The organism is Roseibium aggregatum IAM 12614 (genome assembly GCF_000168975.1).
Classification (GTDB): Bacteria; Pseudomonadota; Alphaproteobacteria; order Rhizobiales; family Stappiaceae; genus Roseibium; species Roseibium aggregatum.
Genome location: NZ_AAUW01000006.1, coordinates 193,555 through 210,401 on the forward strand (window position 1 = coordinate 193,555; position 16,847 = coordinate 210,401).

At 58.7% G+C, this 16,847-nt stretch carries 17 protein-coding genes; 11 read left to right on the plus strand and 6 right to left on the minus strand.

Translation table 11 applies throughout. From position 1 onward, the window contains the following. The first annotated feature begins 34 nt into the window (after window positions 1–34). Entirely contained in the window at window positions 35–1,063 is a 1,029-nt protein-coding gene (locus SIAM614_RS10060; protein ID WP_006934149.1) for a histone deacetylase family protein, read from the plus strand. A 45-nt stretch (window positions 1,064–1,108) separates the two neighbouring features. Here the strand turns inward: SIAM614_RS10060 and SIAM614_RS10065 are convergent, their stop codons facing one another. Further along, window positions 1,109–1,729: an HAD family hydrolase gene (locus SIAM614_RS10065; RefSeq protein WP_006934150.1), complete on the minus strand. Its 621-nt coding sequence runs from the start codon at window positions 1,727–1,729 to the stop codon at window positions 1,109–1,111. A 51-nt stretch (window positions 1,730–1,780) separates the two neighbouring features. Between SIAM614_RS10065 and phnD the strand changes: the two genes are divergently transcribed. Further along, window positions 1,781–2,755 carry a phosphate/phosphite/phosphonate ABC transporter substrate-binding protein gene (phnD, locus tag SIAM614_RS10070; RefSeq protein ID WP_208983942.1) on the plus strand — a complete coding sequence of 325 codons (975 nt, stop codon included), beginning with the start codon at window positions 1,781–1,783 and terminating at the stop codon, window positions 2,753–2,755. A 34-nt stretch (window positions 2,756–2,789) separates the two neighbouring features. Here the strand turns inward: phnD and SIAM614_RS10075 are convergent, their stop codons facing one another. The 5 genes from SIAM614_RS10075 to SIAM614_RS10095 form a co-directional block, all read right to left on the minus strand. Next, window positions 2,790–3,965, minus strand: coding sequence for an acetate/propionate family kinase (locus SIAM614_RS10075; RefSeq protein WP_006934152.1), 1,176 nt, complete (start codon window positions 3,963–3,965; stop codon window positions 2,790–2,792). Then, window positions 3,965–5,380 (minus strand): bifunctional enoyl-CoA hydratase/phosphate acetyltransferase, encoded by a 1,416-nt coding sequence (locus SIAM614_RS10080; protein WP_006934153.1) that lies wholly within the window; start codon window positions 5,378–5,380, stop codon window positions 3,965–3,967. Before SIAM614_RS10080 ends, SIAM614_RS10075 begins: the two co-directional genes overlap by 1 nt. A gap of 194 nt (window positions 5,381–5,574) precedes the next feature. Continuing rightward, entirely contained in the window at window positions 5,575–6,183 is a 609-nt protein-coding gene (locus tag SIAM614_RS10085; RefSeq protein WP_208983943.1) for a TadE/TadG family type IV pilus assembly protein, read from the minus strand. Further along, window positions 6,167–6,721, minus strand: a complete 555-nt coding sequence (locus SIAM614_RS10090; RefSeq protein WP_006934156.1) for a TadE/TadG family type IV pilus assembly protein — start codon at window positions 6,719–6,721, stop codon at window positions 6,167–6,169. Before SIAM614_RS10090 ends, SIAM614_RS10085 begins: the two co-directional genes overlap by 17 nt. Before the next feature lie 27 nt (window positions 6,722–6,748). Then, window positions 6,749–7,213, minus strand: a complete 465-nt coding sequence (locus SIAM614_RS10095) for a pilus assembly protein N-terminal domain-containing protein (RefSeq protein ID WP_006934157.1) — start codon at window positions 7,211–7,213, stop codon at window positions 6,749–6,751. 526 nt (window positions 7,214–7,739) lie between these two features. Between SIAM614_RS10095 and SIAM614_RS10100 the strand changes: the two genes are divergently transcribed. The 9 genes from SIAM614_RS10100 (at window position 7,740) to SIAM614_RS10140 (ending at window position 16,830) form a co-directional block, all read left to right on the plus strand. Further along, a complete protein-coding gene (locus tag SIAM614_RS10100) occupies window positions 7,740–7,928 on the plus strand; it encodes a Flp family type IVb pilin (RefSeq protein WP_006934161.1) in 189 nt (62 codons plus the stop codon). Between the two features lie 151 nt (window positions 7,929–8,079). Then, window positions 8,080–8,586, plus strand: coding sequence for an A24 family peptidase (locus SIAM614_RS10105; protein ID WP_006934164.1), 507 nt, complete (start codon window positions 8,080–8,082; stop codon window positions 8,584–8,586). A 422-nt stretch (window positions 8,587–9,008) separates the two neighbouring features. Further along, window positions 9,009–9,779 (plus strand): Flp pilus assembly protein CpaB, encoded by a 771-nt coding sequence (gene cpaB, locus SIAM614_RS10110; protein ID WP_006934165.1) that lies wholly within the window; start codon window positions 9,009–9,011, stop codon window positions 9,777–9,779. 38 nt (window positions 9,780–9,817) lie between these two features. Then, complete coding sequence (locus tag SIAM614_RS10115; RefSeq protein WP_208983944.1) at window positions 9,818–11,227, plus strand: type II and III secretion system protein family protein; 1,410 nt, start codon at window positions 9,818–9,820, stop codon at window positions 11,225–11,227. A gap of 16 nt (window positions 11,228–11,243) precedes the next feature. Then, entirely contained in the window at window positions 11,244–11,954 is a 711-nt protein-coding gene (locus tag SIAM614_RS10120) for a CpaD family pilus assembly protein (RefSeq protein WP_208983945.1), read from the plus strand. Between the two features lie 9 nt (window positions 11,955–11,963). Further along, a complete protein-coding gene (locus SIAM614_RS10125; RefSeq protein WP_006934178.1) occupies window positions 11,964–13,271 on the plus strand; it encodes an AAA family ATPase in 1,308 nt (435 codons plus the stop codon). Window positions 13,272–13,302: 31 nt separating this feature from the next. Further along, window positions 13,303–14,814 carry a CpaF family protein gene (locus SIAM614_RS10130; protein WP_040439796.1) on the plus strand — a complete coding sequence of 504 codons (1,512 nt, stop codon included), beginning with the start codon at window positions 13,303–13,305 and terminating at the stop codon, window positions 14,812–14,814. 7 nt (window positions 14,815–14,821) lie between these two features. Beyond that, window positions 14,822–15,844: a type II secretion system F family protein gene (locus tag SIAM614_RS10135; RefSeq protein WP_006934181.1), complete on the plus strand. Its 1,023-nt coding sequence runs from the start codon at window positions 14,822–14,824 to the stop codon at window positions 15,842–15,844. Window positions 15,845–15,852: 8 nt separating this feature from the next. Beyond that, the gene (locus tag SIAM614_RS10140; RefSeq protein WP_006934182.1) at window positions 15,853–16,830 is read left to right on the plus strand and encodes a type II secretion system F family protein; all 978 of its coding nucleotides are present in this window, start codon (window positions 15,853–15,855) and stop codon (window positions 16,828–16,830) included. Window positions 16,831–16,847: the final 17 nt, after the last annotated feature.

Below are 16,847 nucleotides of genomic sequence, written 5' to 3' on the forward strand. Positions count from 1 at the left end.
GCGGTGTGAGACAACAGGGACTTGGGGGCGGCTTGTGAAGACGGTTTTTTCAAACACCCAGCTCGCGCATGCACCAGCGCAGGAAATATCCGACGGCGAACTGAAGCCCGCTGTCGAGATCCCGAGCCGGGCCGAAATCGTGTTCAAGACCGTGCGGCAGCGCAACGTTGGCGAAATCGTCGTGCCGGAAGAATTCCCCGTCCGCCCGCTGCACAGGGTACATGCACCCGATTACGTGTCGTTTCTGGAAAGCTTCTGGGAAAAATGGACGGCTGCGGGACGCACACGGGAGGCCTTTCCTTTTGTCTGGCCCATCCGCAGCCTCCGCCACGATGTTGAGGTCGAACACATCGACGGTCTGCTCGGGCGCTACTCGATGGATGCCGGGACACCGCTTGGCGAGAACACCTACAAGGCTGCACGAGCTTCCGCCGACACCGCGCTGACAGCCGCCCGTCTGCTGCTCGACGGCGAAAAATCAGCTTTCGCGCTGTGCCGGCCACCGGGACATCACGCCGGCTACGACTTCTTCGGCGGCTATTGTTTCTTCAACAACGCCGCCGTCGCAGCCCAGTATCTGCGGGACTACGGTCTGCACCGCATCGCGATACTGGATGTCGACTATCACCATGGCAACGGCACCCAGGCGCTGTTCTATGACCGGCCGGACGTCCTGTTCCTGTCGATCCACGCCGATCCGAAGCACGAGTATCCCTATTTCCTCGGCTTTGCCGACGAGACCGGCGAGCACGCCGGCACCGGCTTCACCCGCAATTGGCCCTTGCCGCTCGGCACGGACTGGGACGCCTACTTGCCGGCCCTTGAGGAAGCGTGCAGGTGGCTGCTGGTCTATAAACCGGACGCGTTGATCGTCTCGCTCGGCATGGATTGCTACGAGAAGGATCCGATCTCCGGTTTCAAGTTCAAGAGCGAAGACTACATCCGGCTTGGACAAAGGCTGGCCAAGGTCGGCGTACCCACCATTTTCCTGATGGAAGGCGGCTACGCCGTCGAGGCACTGGGTACAAATTGCGTCAATGTGCTGGAAGGCTTCGAGGGATAAATCCTCGCCGCTAGGACAGGGCACGCAGCCTGTCCTTCGGCGGGATTATCCGTTCAGCAATCCGAGTTGCTCCAGTTCCGCGCGCAACCCTTCAGCCCCCTTGAAGTGATGCACCGCCATGCCGGCCTTGCGGGCGGCTTCGACGTTGCGCTCGCTGTCATCGATGAACAGGCAGTCATTCGCCTTCAGTCCGTTACGCTCCAGCAGGATTTCGTAGATACGCAGGCCGGGCTTGATCTCCCTTTCAGCGCCTGAGACGACGATGTCGCGGAAGCTTGTCTTTAAAAACGGAAATCGTTCCTGTGCCTGCGCAAACTTGTCTTCCGAGAAATTGGTGATCGCGTAGAGCGGCGTGTCCTGGGACTTGAGCTGTGCGAGCAAGTCGGGCGTGCCGGGAATTTCGCCTGGCACCATGTCGTGCCAGCGGTTGTCGTAGGCTGCAATGAGCTCCGCCTTGTCCGGATGTTGGCGGGACAGAACATCGACGGCCTCGGCCCAGGGCCGGCCGAGATCCTGCTGCAGGTTCCACTCCATTGTGCAGATCGTCGTCAGGAACTCTTCGCGTGCGGCGGCATCCGGAATCAGCTCGCGATATAGATATTCGGGATTCCATTCGATCAGGACATTCCCTATATCGAAGACGACGGTCGTGATAGCATCGCTCATGTGGCCGATCCGGTTTTCTGGCGGAAGTTGTTCAAAAGGCGAGTTATTATTTTGCAAGTTTCATCAGAAGGTTATGTCGGCAATGTGGCACTTGTGAAGCGCCTTTTCCGATGGATCACCCCCTTTCTGGCGGCGGTCTTGTTCACCGCCGCCGCTCATGCAGAAGACGCGCAATCCATGCCTGACCGCTTGCGGCTCGGCGTGGTGGTCGCGACTGACGAGGGGGCGCGCGATCGGGTGGAGCCATTTCGTCTTGCTCTGGAGGAAATCGCCGATTTGCCGGTGGACCTCTTTCTGATGGACACCATGGCGGACGCTGTTGAGGCGCTCTCCACCGGCAAGATCGATTATGCCCGGCTCTCTCCCTCCGCTTATGCCGCTGTGTACCAGCTTTGCAGTTGCGTGGAGCCGCTGGTGACCGCTGCGCCGGACGATTTCCCGGCCCGCTTCTATGCCATTCTGGTCGCCAGACGAGGCGCTGAACAGGTGACCCTGGCTGACCTCAAGGGGACACGCCTTGCCGTCGGTGGTGCGCACACCGTGACCGGTTACCGCGTTCCACTTGCCAATCTGGCGGCGGACGGTATCGATGCGCGCGCGCACTTCCGTGCGCTTGTCGAGGTGAAGGATCCGGTCGAAGGTATCCGTGCCGTTCTGGATGGCCGGGTCGAGGCGGCTCTGGGCTGGTCGACGCTGGCGGGCGAGGCAAAGAACGGCTACACGGCCGGCACGCTCAACGACTTTTACGTTTCAGGTGAACGCGGCTTCAAGGATCTGGAAGTCGTGTGGCGCTCGCCGCCGATCCCTTATTCAGCGCATACCGTGCGCAAGGATTTGCCTGACACGTTGAAACGGCGTCTCAGGGCCGGCTTGATGGACATGCGCCGGGAAGCGCCCGACGCCTATCTGGCCATTGAACCGGACCTTCCGGGCGGGTTCGAGCCTGTGGTGCATGCCGATTACCGGCCGGTTCTGCGCACCTATGAAAACGACTACGCGGCGTTGCTCGATCCGGTGGGCCGCTGAACGGATCGCTGTTCACCGCAACGACGGTCCGCCCTCAGCCGTTGGTGTCCAGCAGCTTTTCGGTGTGATGCCGGATCATGGCTTCTTCATCGGTCGGGATAACCAGAATATTGATGCGGGAGGTTTCGGCCGAGACAACCTCTGCGCCCGCCTCGTTTCTGGCCGGATCGATTTCAAGGCCAAGCCACTCTTGTCCTTCGCAGACTTTCTCGCGGATCAGTGCCGAGTTCTCGCCAATGCCGCCGGTGAAGACAACAGTGTCGAGGCCGCTGAGAACGGCAGCCATGCCGCCCAGTTCCCGTCGGATGCGGAAAACGAAATACTCGATGGCTTCAGCGGCTTTCGGGTCGCTGCTTTGCGTCAGGGTGCGCATGTCCTGGCTGATGCCGGAAAGCCCCTTGAGGCCTGACTGCTTGTAAAGCAGATCCGAAACAGCATCTGGGCTCATGCCCTTGGTCGTCAGCAGGTACAGTACCACACCGGGATCGAGCTGCCCGCAGCGCGTTCCCATCGGCAAGCCGTCGAGTGCGGTAAAGCCCATGGTCGAGCCGATGCTCTTGCCTTCGCGGATGGCGCACATGGAAGCCCCGTTGCCAAGGTGCGCCACGATCAGCCGGCCGGCATAGATCTCCGGATGAGCCTGTTTCAGGTAGGAGCAGATATACTCGTAAGACAGCCCGTGAAAACCGTAGCGACGCACGCCTTCGTCATAAAGGGGCCGGGGCAGGGCGAAAGTATCGTTGACCCACGGGTGGCTGCGATGGAAGGCAGTATCGAAACAGGCGACCTGCATCGCCTCCGGAAAAGCGTCGTTGGCGGCAGCAATCCCGGCCAGATTATGCGGTTGATGCAGGGGGGCGAGCGGTTCGAGTGCTTTGAGATCCGCCAGGACCTCTGCTGTCAGGCGAACCGGTTCGGTGTGAGGCACGCCGCCATGGACTACCCTGTGGCCGACGGCATCGACACTGCGACCGCCGAGTTCCTGTTCCAGGACCGGCAGAAGGGCGGCGAGTGCAGCCACGTGGCTCCGGCCTTCGTCTGCGGTGAGTGCCCTGTCCACTCTTGTATCGGAAACTCGTGAGGCAAGGGCAATACGCGGCGTGGCCCCCAGTCCGGAGATCTGCCCCTTGAGCTGAACGCTTTCTCCCGAATAGAGCGTAAACTTGATAGACGATGAGCCCGAGTTCAGGACAAGAATGACCGGGTCCATTATCCGTCGCCTTCCCTGTCGAAAATGCCTGCCGGATTGCCGGTTGCTTGCCAGTGCGTGTAAAGCAGGGCTAGGGCGCAGGAGGCTAGGCGAGCCCGGCTGTCGTCGGCCCGGCTGGTCAGCATGATGGGAACCTTGGCGCCGATGACCAGGCCGGCTGCTTCCGCATGAGCGATGAAGGTCAGTTCCTTCGCCAGCATGTTGCCCGATTCCAGGTTCGGTACGATCAGGACCTCTGCATGTCCGGCAACCAGGGAGGTGATGCCCTTGGTTCGGGCTGCCTGCACATCGATCGCGTTGTCCATCGCCAGGGGACCGTCGACGATTGCGCCGGTGATCTGGCCGCGTTCGGCCATCTTGGAAAGGACCGCCGCATCGAGGCTGGACGGGATCGCCGGGTTCACGGTTTCAATTGCGGACAGAACGCCCACGCGTGGCATTTCCAGGCCAAGAGACAAGGCGGCGTCAATGGCGTTCTGGGTGATGTCAACCTTGGTGTTGAGGTCGGGTGTGATGTTGATTGCGGCGTCCGAAATCAGGACCGGGGTCTTGCGGCCCGGAATATCCATCACGAAGACATGGCTGATGCGCCGCTTGGTTCTGAGCCCGCCATCGCGTTTGACCACGTGGTGTAGAAGATGATCGGTGTGAAGGTGGCCTTTCATCACGGCCTTGACCCGGCCTTCATGCACCAGCGCGACGGCACGGCCGGCCGCTTCCATTTCATCTTCGATATCGATCAGCTCATAGGGGCTGAGGTCTTCATCAAGTTCTTTGGCTGCAGCTTCAATCCGGTTTTTCGCGCCGATCAGGATGGGTTGGATCAGCCCCTCGCGGGCGGCCATCAGGGCACCTTCCAGCGAGTTGGGATCGTCTGGTGCGGCCACCGCGGTCGGCAGGGCAGGCAGGGTTTTTGCCAGTTCTATCATCCGGTTGAAGTGCCGGTGGCGCTGCACCAGGATCGCAGGAATGTCGCTGGAATCAAACTCGATGAGCTGTGTCGGCGCAGCGACTTCGGCAACGCCTTCAACAAGCCGGGTGCCGTCTCCCCGTGTCACCGACATGTCGAACACGACGATATTGTTCGGCCGTTTTTCGGTTGCCGTGACCCTCACATGCAGCTTGTCGCCGACCGCGGCTCCGCCAAGAAAGCGGAACGACTGGGCCTTGTAGATCGTGCCGGGCCCGGGAAGAATGTTGCCGAGTACCGCGGAGGCAAGCCCTCCGACCCACATGGCCGGTGCAACGGGTTTGTCGATATGACCATCGCCGGTCCAGTCGGTGTCAGGCAGATGTATCGGATTGTGATTGCCGGATGCGTGCGCAAAGACCAGAAGGTCGTTGGAGGAGCATTCCCGCACGATTTCCGCGGTGTCGCCGACTTTGATCTGATCGTAAGTCTTGTTAGTCGCCATCGGTTCAAAAATCCCATACTCAAAAGCGCATATTGCGACGCAGCATTGCGAGGCAGACTAGCCGGATTGTGCGAAGTTAAAAATACGGGAGTTAGCTTAGAGAGGTGTCCCGTCGCTTGAAACAGCGAATGTCAGGTCGCGATGGTAGGTTCTGGCGCCGCCCTTTTCGCCTGGCGGCCCTTACGCTTGTTTCCTCAGCAAGCCGGGCATTTGACAGTGTCTGTCAGCCGCGGGCGCAGGTAATAGGAGTCGCTCAGGTCGATCGAGGATTCCCTGGCAAAATACGTGGTGAACATGCCGGAGAACGTCGGCACGTACTTGAGGTTCGCCTGAGCCAGAACAATTGACGAATTCGGGACAGCTACAGTTTCCGGAAGTTCAATCGGTGGCTTGGACCCCTCCGGCCAGGCAGAGCCACCCTTCGACGAATAACTCCAATCGACAGCCGGAGTGCCCTCGTCATCGAACGTGACACTGGCCACGATCGTTTCCAGGTCTGTGTCAGGATAAGGATCAATGATCTTGCCACCGATATCCAGCATGGCTTTCAGGTCGGCAGGCGTAAGGGTCTGACCTTGAGCGACAAGGTCGGCGACAGAGTTGGCGATACGGCTGACCTTTCGGTCATGGTCCAGGGTTCCGGTAACTTCCTCCATGCCGATCAGCAGGATCAGCATGAAGGGCAGGATCATTGCAAACTCGATCGCGGTAACCGCCCGCTTGTCGGCGCCGATGCTCCGCAATCCGGTCAGGAAACACCGGGGCTGTGGGAAATGACGACGCGTCTTAGTTCCAGGGTTCATTTCGAAACACCATGGTAGAGGTGAGATAGCGCTCGTTGCCGTGATCTGCGAGATTCAGCGCCAGAAGCGATGTGATCATCGGCCATTTATAGATGGCGTTCACAACGACGATTTCGCCTGCTCCGGCATCTTCGTAATTGGACTCTTCTTTCAGATTGCCTTCTTCATCGTAAAGGCTCTCGCTTGCGGACTTTGCCAGGGCAAAGGTTTCAACCTTGTCGACATCGACCACCAGCCTGTCCATGGAGCACAGAAAATCCGGAAGATTGTCGCATATATGTGTCTTGAAGGTCGTGGCGTTAAAGCCGCCCTCATGAGCCTGGCCAGTGCGGATTTCACGGGACGCGGTGATCACCGCATTGTCGAACATCCGGTTGACGAAATGGTAGAGGCCCACTTCAATGATCCCGAACACGACTGTAAAAAACGGAATTGCGATCAGCGCGAATTCGACGGCGGTCGCACCGCTGTCATTCCTGCCAAAGGCGGCACGCCCTCTATTCTGTCTTGATGTGAGAAGCCGCTTCAACACGCGCATTCGGTGACTACTCCGTCAACTGGTCCATTACTGCGGCGCGCCGGCTGCCCTTATCGCCAGGTCGTTGCGCGCGCTTGCCTGGTCGGCGGTTTCCTTGAAGGCCTCGTTCGAGTCTCCCAGACGCAGCACCGGCTCGCACGCCGGATTGCAGGACAGAGATTCCCGTGAGACTTTTCTGTAGACCGACACCACATCGTCATCCGACGCCTTGACCGTGATGGTTTCGTCCACGATCGGCTTGTTGTCGCCATCCAGGATGACAAGGTTGGTGGTTCCGTAGCTCTTGCCCGTAATGACAACGGTGTTCTGATCGAACATCGCCACATCCGCGATAAAGGGATTGCCGACAATCACCGCCGCGGCGCCGTCCTCGATCCTGAAGACCTTGGCGCGATCGACCGTGACGAGCACCGGGCCGTCCTGCGCGACCGCTACGGTCGTGCTCAGGGCAACGGCAAACAGGCCAGTCCATCTGATTAGCTGCGCAAACATGCCTATGGATACTCCAATTGTGCATTTTCTTAGAAGATCATGCGTCAAACGTGGTGAACGATCTGCTAACGGCTGTCCGAAAGAAGTGTGAAGGGATCTTGTGTCGCTATTCCGTCCGGTTATTCGCGCGGTTGGTCTTTATTCCTGCGCTTGAGGACGTTTTTCTGTGCATGCATACTTTTTGCGGCGTCAGACTGGAATATTTCAGAAAGAAATCCTCGTATAAACGGCGCTAAAACTCAAATAAGAACTAAGAAATGAGCGCATTAAATTTCGAATAGTGATAGATATAGGTCGATATATTCAAATTTCGCGAGTTTATATTAAAGTTTTTAGAGCGTATTAATAAATTTTTATTTATACATATTGTTAACTATAGTAATAATTGCCAGCATTCTCTTCATGGAGGGTGGTAAATTTAACTTGTTGGAAAGCTCTCTGTCCTAGGGTGAGCCTATGTCCAATCGGACACAAAAGATCCGACGGACTTGAAGCTGTCAATTCAGTGGTACTTGGAGCAAAACACATGAAATCTCTTATCAACCGTTTCGTAAATGACGAATCTGGCGCGACTGCAATCGAATACGGCCTGATCGCTGGCCTGCTGTCCATCGTGATTGTCGGTGCAGTGGCTGCAACCGGTACGTCCATCAGCGGCATCTTCACGAAGATCCAGGGCGAAATGAACACCGCAGCGACCAAGGTCGGCTCCTAATCGCTCTCGGCGGCGCAAGCCGCCGATGAGGTTGAACAAGAACGGGCGGATTTTCCGCCCGTTTTTTGTTCCTCGAGGTTGGTTTTCTGCGAAATGTTAACTTCTCCCCCCTAACCTTGAGACATTGGTTTTTCGAAGAGACGAAGTTTCCATGGTTCAGGCTGCAATTCTCGTCATTTTTCCGATGCTGGTCGCTTTTGGCGGCGCTTCCGATCTGCTGACAATGACCATCCAGAACCGGGTATCCCTGCTGTTGATCGCGGGCTTTGCCATCCTGGCGGTCGCGACAGGCTTGCCGTTGCAGGCCTGGGGGATGCATGCGCTGGCCTTCGCCGTTGTCTTCGCACCCTGTTTCCTGTTCTTCGCTTTCGGCTGGATGGGGGGAGGCGACGTCAAGTTCATCAGCGCGATTGCTTTATGGATCGGCTTTTCCCAGGAACTGCTGATGTTCGTACTTTTCGTTGCTATCTATGGCATGTTCTTGACGTTCGGTCTTTTGATCATGCGTCAGCAAAGCGTCGTGCCATCTGTGCTCTACCGCCAGGAATGGTTCGCACGCCTTCATGACAGTAAAAGCGGAATTCCCTACGGCATCGCGATCGCGATTGCCGGTCTTCAGGTATATTCTTCCACTTACTGGTTTGATCTTATCCGCTGACGGATTCTCCTGAACGACTTCTGCGGTATGGACCGCTGCCCGCTTTACCGTGCCTGCCGGGTTCTCTCGCCCTTGTCTGACGCGCTCACGTAGCGTGAACTCGCAATCCGTTCTCTGCGCTGAGGCGGAACAGTCGCCTGTAAGGGTAAAGAATGGCCTGTGCAGCGGTTATTGCCGTATTCTGCCTGCCTAACAGTCTTTCGCAACCACATTTCAAGCAAAAAGAAATCACGCCCATGAAGCTGTCTGGCTGCCAGTTGGCGCAGTAAACGTTGCAGAATGCAGTGATTTAAGAAAGTGTTCAGTAAAGTTAACGAATATTAACTGAAAACATCCACGTCTGATTAACCATGTTTTGACCAATTACCCGTCATCCTAGTCAGGAACAGCGCATGTGCGCATAGGAATATTGGGTTTTGGTCATGAAAATCGCGCGAATTTTCGTCCTGGCAATTGCTGTGGCGGCTGGCATCATCGCCTTCCGCATGGTCATGATGTCGGGCAACAAGCCTGCCGAGCCGCAAATCGTACAGGCTCCCGTCGCTGAGCAGACCAAAACGCAGGTTTTGGTAGCCCAGAGGGACATTCCACTAGGCGCCAAGCTGTCGCCTGACGACATGTCCTGGGCGAATTGGCCCGAAGATGCGGTTCCGTTCGGGGCCGTGACGAAGGAGGCCGCGCCGCTGGCGAACGAGGAATATGCAGGCCGAATCGCCCGGGCTCCGATTTTCGCCGGTGAGCCTGTGCGCCCAGAGCGTCTTATCAATACCGACAAGGGTTTCATGGCCGCAATCCTGCCAAAGGGCAAACGCGCGATTGCGGTCAGCGTCGAGGAGGAAACAAGCGCTGGCGGCTTCATCCTTCCTGGCGACAAGGTCGACGTGATCTTGACCCGCAAGTCGGACACCAGCGCAGTCAGCGAAACGATCCTGGAGAACATTCGCGTCCTGGCAATCGACAGCACGACCGCCGGCGAGCAGGAGCAGAAGAACCTGTCTCCCAAACGGACAGCCACTCTGGAGCTGTCGTTGCCCCAGTCGGAGATCATTGCCCAGTCGCAGCAGATCGGCACGATCGCGCTCGCTTTGCGCAGTGCTCAGGACTCCGCCGACGACGCGGAGGATGATGGCGGCCGCCGAAGGGGTGTCAGCTATGTGAAATACGGCGTGACGAGCCAGGCAGGTGCGCAATGAGCCCGTTTGAAAACAGAACGTCCGGCAAGAGGGGCGCGATGAAACAATATCTTTACAAGCTGGCTGCCACAGCGGTTCTGCTGGGGGGGCTGATGGGAGTTTCCGCTCCCGTAGCGCAGGCTGAAGGCAATTTTCCAAGCCAGGTCCACATCGCCGCAGGCGAGCGGGCGACAGGCCGTATCCTGAATGTTGGCGTCGGCCGGTCGGTCGTGATCAATCTCGCCGAAGACGCGGCGGATGTGCTGGTGTCCAATCCGGAGATCGCGGATGCCGTTCTCAGAACGCCGCGCCGCATCTTCGTGATCGGCAACACCGCTGGCCAATCCCGCCTGGTTCTGTTCAGCCGAAGCGGCCGGGAGCTGGCGAGTTTCGACGTCCGGGTTGAAAAGGACACGTCCGACATCACCCGGATCATCCGGAAGCTCATTCCCGGATCGAATATTTTCGCGGAATCGATCAACGGTAGCGTGGTGCTCAGCGGTACGGCCAAAAGCACTCTGGAAGCCCAGCAGGCAGCAGATATCGCTGCCAAGTTTCAAGGGGCCGCCAGTGCAAGCGAAGTCGTCAACCTGATCTCGGTTGCCGGCAAGGACCAGGTTCACCTCAAGGTAACGGTCGCAGAAGTCGAGCGGTCGATCATCAAGCAGCTCGGTGTGCAGTTCCAGGGCACGATCGGCATTGGCAACTTCACGCCCTTCATGTCCAGTCTGCCGAACTTCACCGTGAACCCGACAATCGTGAACCAGGCTGTCGGCGGCACCCAGTTGACCGCCGGCGCAACGAGCATCACCGCCCAGGTGGAAGCCTTGCAGCGGGAAGGCGTCATCCGCACCCTGGCCGAGCCGACCTTGACAGCGATTTCCGGTGAAAATGCGAGCTTTCTGGCAGGTGGCGAATTTCCGATCCCGATTTCGCAGAGGGACGGTGAACTCAGCGTCGAGTTCAAGAAGTTCGGTGTGGGTCTCGACTTTACGCCCGTGGTTCTGTCCGAAGGCCGGATCAGCCTGCGGGTGAAGACCGAGGTCAGCGAACTGAGCAACGACGGTGCGGTGTCGGCCGGTGGTATCACCATTTCCGCCCTGAAGGTGCGCCGGGCGGAATCGACCATGGAACTGCCGTCCGGTGGCACGCTGGTGATGGCGGGCCTCCTGCAGGAATCCTATCAGCAGGCCATCGAAGGTGTCCCTGGCCTGATGCAGATCCCCATCCTCGGTGCGCTCTTCAAGAGCCGTGACTTTCTGCGAGAGCAGACGGAACTGGCGGTTTTCGTGACGCCTTACGTGGTTCAGCCAGTTGCTGTCAGCAAGCTGCAGCGCCCGGACAAGAACCTGATGGCGCCGTCAGATGCCGGAACGATTTTCCTCAATCGGCTGAACAAGATCTACAACCCGACCGGAGCCGCTGCCGAAGGCACTTATCACGGTCAGGTCGGCTTTATCTACAAGTGAGAACGGACGGATGAACATGTCGAAAACAGTCCGCGGAAAGACGCTCTCGCAAACAGCCCTTGTGGTCTTCGGATGCCTGATCGCTGCCGGCTGCCAGAACCAGTCGCAGTCGACGAGCCAGATGCTTGCCTCCCATGACTACAGGCTGATGCACCCGATCGTGATCACCGAGGAGCCGGAAACGCTGGATCTTCCCGTTGGGCGCAACACGCGTAACATCAACGGTCCGATCGAAAGCACCATTGCTGCCTTTGGTCAGCAGTCCCGGCAAAAAGGCAATGGATCCGTCGAGATCCTCGTCCCGTCAGGCGGGGCCAATGAAGCGGCGGTTCATTCGATCACGCCCAAGATCCGTCAGGCGCTGCAGCAAGGGGGTGTTTCCAGGAACCGGATCAGCACACGGACCTATTCTGTCGGCGACCCCGGCGCGGATGCCCCGATCCGCCTGTCCTACGCACGTATGCAGGCAACTGCGGGCGAATGCGGGGCCTGGCCCAGAAACATCGGTGGCGGCTTCGGCGAAAACATCAATTACGAAAACTTCGGTTGTGCCAGCCAGGCGAACCTGGCGGCAATGGTCGACAATCCGTCCGACCTGATCACACCGAGAGCATCCGCCCCATCCGATCAGGGTCGGCGTGCGGTGGTCATAGAAAAATACCGGAAGGGCGAGGTAACTGCGGGTGACTTCAAAGAAGGTGTCGGCGCTGAAGTTGCCAAGGACTAGGGGATAGCGATGAGTGCCAACCCAGACTTCAAAGACATGTCCGGCTATATGGAGCCTGTTTACGAGCCTGCGCCGCACAGCCATGCAGGCAGCGACGAAGGTCTCCATGTCGGTTCCATTCCGCGCATTACCGTGCACGGCTTCTGTCTGACCGACGCCACCATGCGGGTGGCGGAGGCTGCCATGGAAGACCGGCGCATGGCGAAGGCGCATCTGAAACTGGACATGGGCGGTATTCCCGCTGCGATCGAAACCTTCGAGCAGGCCCCGACACCGAACCTGATTGTTGTCGAGACATCCGGCAGGCGCGAAGATCTTCTGCCGAGCCTCGACCATCTGGCCGAGTATTGCGATCCGGGGACCAAGGTGATCGTCATTGGCGATGTCAATGACGTGACGCTCTATCGCGATCTGATCTCCCGTGGTGTCAGCGAATACCTGATCACACCGGTCAACGTGTTCCAGCTCATCGGTTCCATCGCCAATCTTTATGCCGATCCCGATGCCGAACCGCTTGGCCGCACCATTGCGTTCTTCGGCGTCAAGGGGGGCTGCGGCGCCTCGACAATCGCGCACAACGGCGCCTGGGCCCTTGCCCGCGTTTTTCAAAGCGAAGTCGTCGTGGCCGATCTCGATCTGCCATTCGGCACCGCGGGACTGGATTACAATCAGGACCCTTTGCAAGGTGTTTTTGAGGCCGTGTCTTCCCCAGAGCGTCTGGACGAAACCTATCTCGACCGCATTCTGTCCAAGTGCAACGATCACCTGAGCCTGCTGGCCGCACCGGCCACGCTGGAGCGCACTTACGACTATAGCGAGAAGTCCTTCGACCAGTTGGTGGAGACGATGCGGGCCGGGGTGCCGAGCGTCGTGCTGGACGTGCCGCATGCGTGGAATGCCTGGGTCAAGAACACGCTGCTTGGCGTCGACGAGATCGTCCTTGTCGCGGAACCTGACCTGGCCAACCTGCGCAATGCGAAGAACGTTGTCGACATGTTGAAGCAGTTGCGACCGAACGATCGTCCGCCGCATCTCATCATGAACAAGGTCAATGTGCCCAAACGCCCCGAGATCAAGCCGGACGAATTTGCCGGCGCGCTCGGACTGACGGTGCATGCGACCATTCCGTTCGAGCCGCATCTTTTCGGAACTGCGGCCAACAACGGCCAGATGATCGGCGAAATTGACGGCAAACATGCAATTTCGCGTGTGTTTGACGACCTGGCACACACCGTTTCCGGCAAGGCGCAGCCCGTCAGGGCGTCGCGGTCGAGCCTCGGCGGATTGCTTTCAAAATTGAAGCGGAAGGCCGGCTAGACCGGCCTGAGAGCGGAGCAGATAGTTCGTTATGTTTGGTAGACGTGGCAGCTCATCGTCTGGACCCCAGACCCTCCGGCCAGGTAGCGTACCTGGGCTGCAGGACGCACCTGCGCCTGTGGAGCAGGCAACACAGCCGGAACAACCGGCGCCGCAGAAGATCCAGACCGAACCTCCCAAGCCGGCGACGCCTCCGGCCCCTCCGCCGCCGCCCGAGCCTCAACCGGCCGCTCCGGCTGCGCGCAAGAAGAACAACGAGTATTACGAGACCAAGGCCCAGATCTTCAACGCGCTGGTCGAGGCCATCGACCTGTCGCAGCTTGCCCGTCTCGATGCCGAAGATGCTCGCGACGAGATCCGCGATGTCGTGAATGACATCATCGCGTTGAAAAACGTGGTGATGTCGATTTCCGAGCAAGAAGACCTGCTGGAAGACATCTGCAACGACGTTCTGGGCTACGGACCTCTGGAACCGCTGCTGGCCCGCGACGACATTGCCGATATCATGGTGAACGGCGCCCATACGGTCTACATCGAAACCTCGGGCAAGGTCGAACAGACCGGGGTGGCATTCCGCGACAATGCGCAGCTCATGAACATCTGTCAGCGCATCGTGAGCCAGGTCGGCCGCCGTGTGGATGACAGCAGCCCGATCTGTGACGCCCGTCTTCCCGACGGCTCGCGCGTCAACGTCATCGCCCCGCCGCTCGCCATCGACGGCCCAGCACTGACCATTCGTAAGTTCAAACGGGATAAGCTCACCCTCGACCAACTCGTGAAGTTCGGCTCGATCACACCGGAAGGCGCGACGATCCTTCAGGTCATCGGGCGCTCGCGGTGTAACGTCTTGATCTCTGGCGGTACCGGTTCGGGCAAGACGACCCTGCTCAACTGCCTGACCGCCTACATCGAGAACACCGAACGCATCATCACCTGCGAAGACAGTGCCGAATTGCAGTTGCAGCAGCCGCATGTGGTGCGTCTGGAAACGCGCCCGCCGAACCTGGAAGGGGAAGGCGAGATCACCATGCGCGACCTTGTGAAGAACTGTCTGCGTATGCGTCCTGAACGGATTATCGTGGGCGAAGTGCGTGGCCCGGAGGCCTTTGACCTTCTCCAGGCCATGAACACCGGTCACGACGGCTCCATGGGCACGCTGCACGCCAACTCCCCGCGTGAGGCCCTGTCCCGTCTGGAATCCATGATCACCATGGGGGGATTCTCGCTTCCCTCCAGAACCCTGCGCGAGATGATTGTCTCTTCCATCGATGTGGTGGTTCAGGCCGCGCGTCTTCGTGACGGCTCCCGCCGCATTACCCATGTGACCGAAGTCATGGGCATGGAAGGCGACGTGATCACGACCCAGGACGTCTTCCTTTACGACATTGTCGGCGAAGACCCCAACGGCAAGATCATCGGGCGGCATCGCTCAACCGGGATCGGTCGGCCGAAATTCTGGGAACGTGCCAGATATTTCGGCGAAGAAGCCCGTCTGGCACAGGCACTGGATGCTTCCGAGATGCCTGAATACGTAGCTGATTGAGGACCCCATGTCCGGATTTGAAGAGTTTCTTACACCTGAAATCACCGGTCTGGCCGTCGCGCTCCTGGTGATGCTCGCCGTTGGCGGCATCATCTACAGCCTGTTTCAGCCCGCTCTGTCCGGCTCCAAGCGGCGCGATCAGCGTGTCAACGCGGTTGCGGCCCGGCCCCAGAGCGAAAACCAGCGCAAGGCCCTTCGTGATGTCGACCGCCGCAAACGGTCGATCCAGGACCAGCTCAAGGAATTCGAGGAACGGCAAAAGGCCAAGCAGGACAAGCAGCAGAAGGTGCCGCTGAAGGTCAAGATCGAGCAGGCCGGACTGACCTGGGAAACCCATCATTTCGTGATCTTCAGCATCGTCGCGGGCGTTGTCTTCCTGATTCTGGGACTGATCATAGGTGGCGGCAATCTGTACATTGCTGCCGGATTCGGCTTTGCCGGAAGCCTCGGGTTTCCCCGCTGGTATGTTGCCAGCAAACGCAAGCGCCGCTTCAACGCCTTTCTTGAAGAGCTGCCCAACGGCGTCGACATCATCGTGCGCGGCGTCAAGGCCGGTCTGCCGCTCAGCGACTGCATCAAGGTGGTTGCCCGCGAAGCCCGCGATCCGGTCGCAACGGAGTTCCGCAAGATCACTGAAACCCAGATCATGGGGATCTCACTTGCCGATGCGGTCGGCAAGTTGCCCGAACGTGTTCCTCTGCCCGAAGCCAACTTTTTCGCCATTGTGGTTGCCATTCAGCAAAAGGCGGGTGGCGGTCTTGCCGAGGCGCTGAACAACCTGTCCAAAGTGCTGCGCGGCCGCAAGGCCATGAAACGCAAGATCAAGGCACTCAGTGCCGAGGCAAAATCCTCTGCCGGGATCATCGGTTCGCTGCCGTTCTTCGTCGGCGGGATCATGTATCTGATTTCGCCCAAATACATCATGGTCCTGTTCGAAACGACGGCGGGTAACATCATCATCGCCGGCGGCCTGTTCTGGATGTTTTGCGGCATCATGGTGATGCGCGCCATGATCAACTTCGACTTCTAGGAGACGGCATGGACATCGACACCCTCGCATCCAGCCAGTTTCTGGCAGCGGTCCTGGCCATGATCGCGGTTACGGGTACCGTCTTTTCCCTTGTGATGCCGCTCTTGTCCCGGGACACCTTGAAGTCACGGATGAAATCGGTCGCGATCGAACGCGACAAGCTGCGGGCCAAGGAGAGGGCACGACTTCAGGCGACCCACGCGGACGCGAAGGCCTCCTTGCGCAATCAGCCGAAAGCACAGATGAAAAGTCTTGTCGATCGGTTGAACCTCAAGGAAGCGCTGTCCGACCAAACGACGGTCGATAATCTCAGGATGGCAGGTTATCGCGGGGCTGCGCCGCTGTATTATTTCCTGGTCGCGCGTATCGTTATACCTGCCGGTATCTTCACTTTCTCGGTTGCCTATGCGTTTCTCGTCCTGCCTGACGACCTGCCGGCATTGTCGAAGATCTGCTTTTGTCTGGGGCTTGCCGGTCTCGGTGCCTTCATGCCGAACCTTTACCTGAAGAACAAGATCGACAAGCGGAAACTGACCATTCAGCGTGCCTGGCCGGATGCGCTCGATCTCATGCTGATCTGCGTGGAATCCGGCATGTCGATCGAAGAGGGCTTCAGGCGTGTTGCTGAGGAAGTCGGTGTTCAGTCGGTTGAGCTGGCGGAAGAATTGTCGCTCACGACCGCAGAACTTTCCTACCTCAGCGATCGCCGCATCGCCTATGAGAACCTGGCGAAACGAACCGGCGTGGACGGGGTCAAGAACGTCATGATGGCGCTCATCCAGGCCGAGCGCTACGGCACGCCTGTCGGGACCGCCTTGCGCACGATGGCGGACGACACCCGCGAACAGCGCATGCAGATGGCCGAGCAGAAGGCTGCGTCCCTGCCGCCGAAACTGACGGTGCCGATGATCATGTTCTTTCTGCCGGTGCTGTTCTTCATCATCATGGGACCGGCGGTCATCCAGGTGATGGACACCTTCAGGTAAGCTGCGATCTTTGTCTC

What these genes read in the sequence shown, in the direction of transcription:
- SIAM614_RS10105 (WP_006934164.1), top strand. Translation starts at nt 8,080, where the DNA reads ATGGTTCAGGCTGCAATTCTCGTCATTTTTCCGATGCTGGTCGCTTTT.
- SIAM614_RS10120 (WP_208983945.1), top strand. Translation starts at nt 11,244, where the DNA reads ATGTCGAAAACAGTCCGCGGAAAGACGCTCTCGCAAACAGCCCTTGTG.
- SIAM614_RS10125 (WP_006934178.1), top strand. Translation starts at nt 11,964, where the DNA reads ATGAGTGCCAACCCAGACTTCAAAGACATGTCCGGCTATATGGAGCCT.
- SIAM614_RS10085 (WP_208983943.1), bottom strand. Translation starts at nt 6,183, where the DNA reads ATGAACCCTGGAACTAAGACGCGTCGTCATTTCCCACAGCCCCGGTGT.
- SIAM614_RS10135 (WP_006934181.1), top strand. Translation starts at nt 14,822, where the DNA reads ATGTCCGGATTTGAAGAGTTTCTTACACCTGAAATCACCGGTCTGGCC.
- SIAM614_RS10100 (WP_006934161.1), top strand. Translation starts at nt 7,740, where the DNA reads ATGAAATCTCTTATCAACCGTTTCGTAAATGACGAATCTGGCGCGACT.
- SIAM614_RS10075 (WP_006934152.1), bottom strand. Translation starts at nt 3,965, where the DNA reads ATGGACCCGGTCATTCTTGTCCTGAACTCGGGCTCATCGTCTATCAAG.
- cpaB (WP_006934165.1), top strand. Translation starts at nt 9,009, where the DNA reads ATGAAAATCGCGCGAATTTTCGTCCTGGCAATTGCTGTGGCGGCTGGC.
- SIAM614_RS10090 (WP_006934156.1), bottom strand. Translation starts at nt 6,721, where the DNA reads ATGCGCGTGTTGAAGCGGCTTCTCACATCAAGACAGAATAGAGGGCGT.
- SIAM614_RS10065 (WP_006934150.1), bottom strand. Translation starts at nt 1,729, where the DNA reads ATGAGCGATGCTATCACGACCGTCGTCTTCGATATAGGGAATGTCCTG.
- SIAM614_RS10080 (WP_006934153.1), bottom strand. Translation starts at nt 5,380, where the DNA reads ATGGCGACTAACAAGACTTACGATCAGATCAAAGTCGGCGACACCGCG.
- SIAM614_RS10130 (WP_040439796.1), top strand. Translation starts at nt 13,303, where the DNA reads ATGTTTGGTAGACGTGGCAGCTCATCGTCTGGACCCCAGACCCTCCGG.
- SIAM614_RS10140 (WP_006934182.1), top strand. Translation starts at nt 15,853, where the DNA reads ATGGACATCGACACCCTCGCATCCAGCCAGTTTCTGGCAGCGGTCCTG.
- SIAM614_RS10095 (WP_006934157.1), bottom strand. Translation starts at nt 7,213, where the DNA reads ATGTTTGCGCAGCTAATCAGATGGACTGGCCTGTTTGCCGTTGCCCTG.
- SIAM614_RS10115 (WP_208983944.1), top strand. Translation starts at nt 9,818, where the DNA reads ATGAAACAATATCTTTACAAGCTGGCTGCCACAGCGGTTCTGCTGGGG.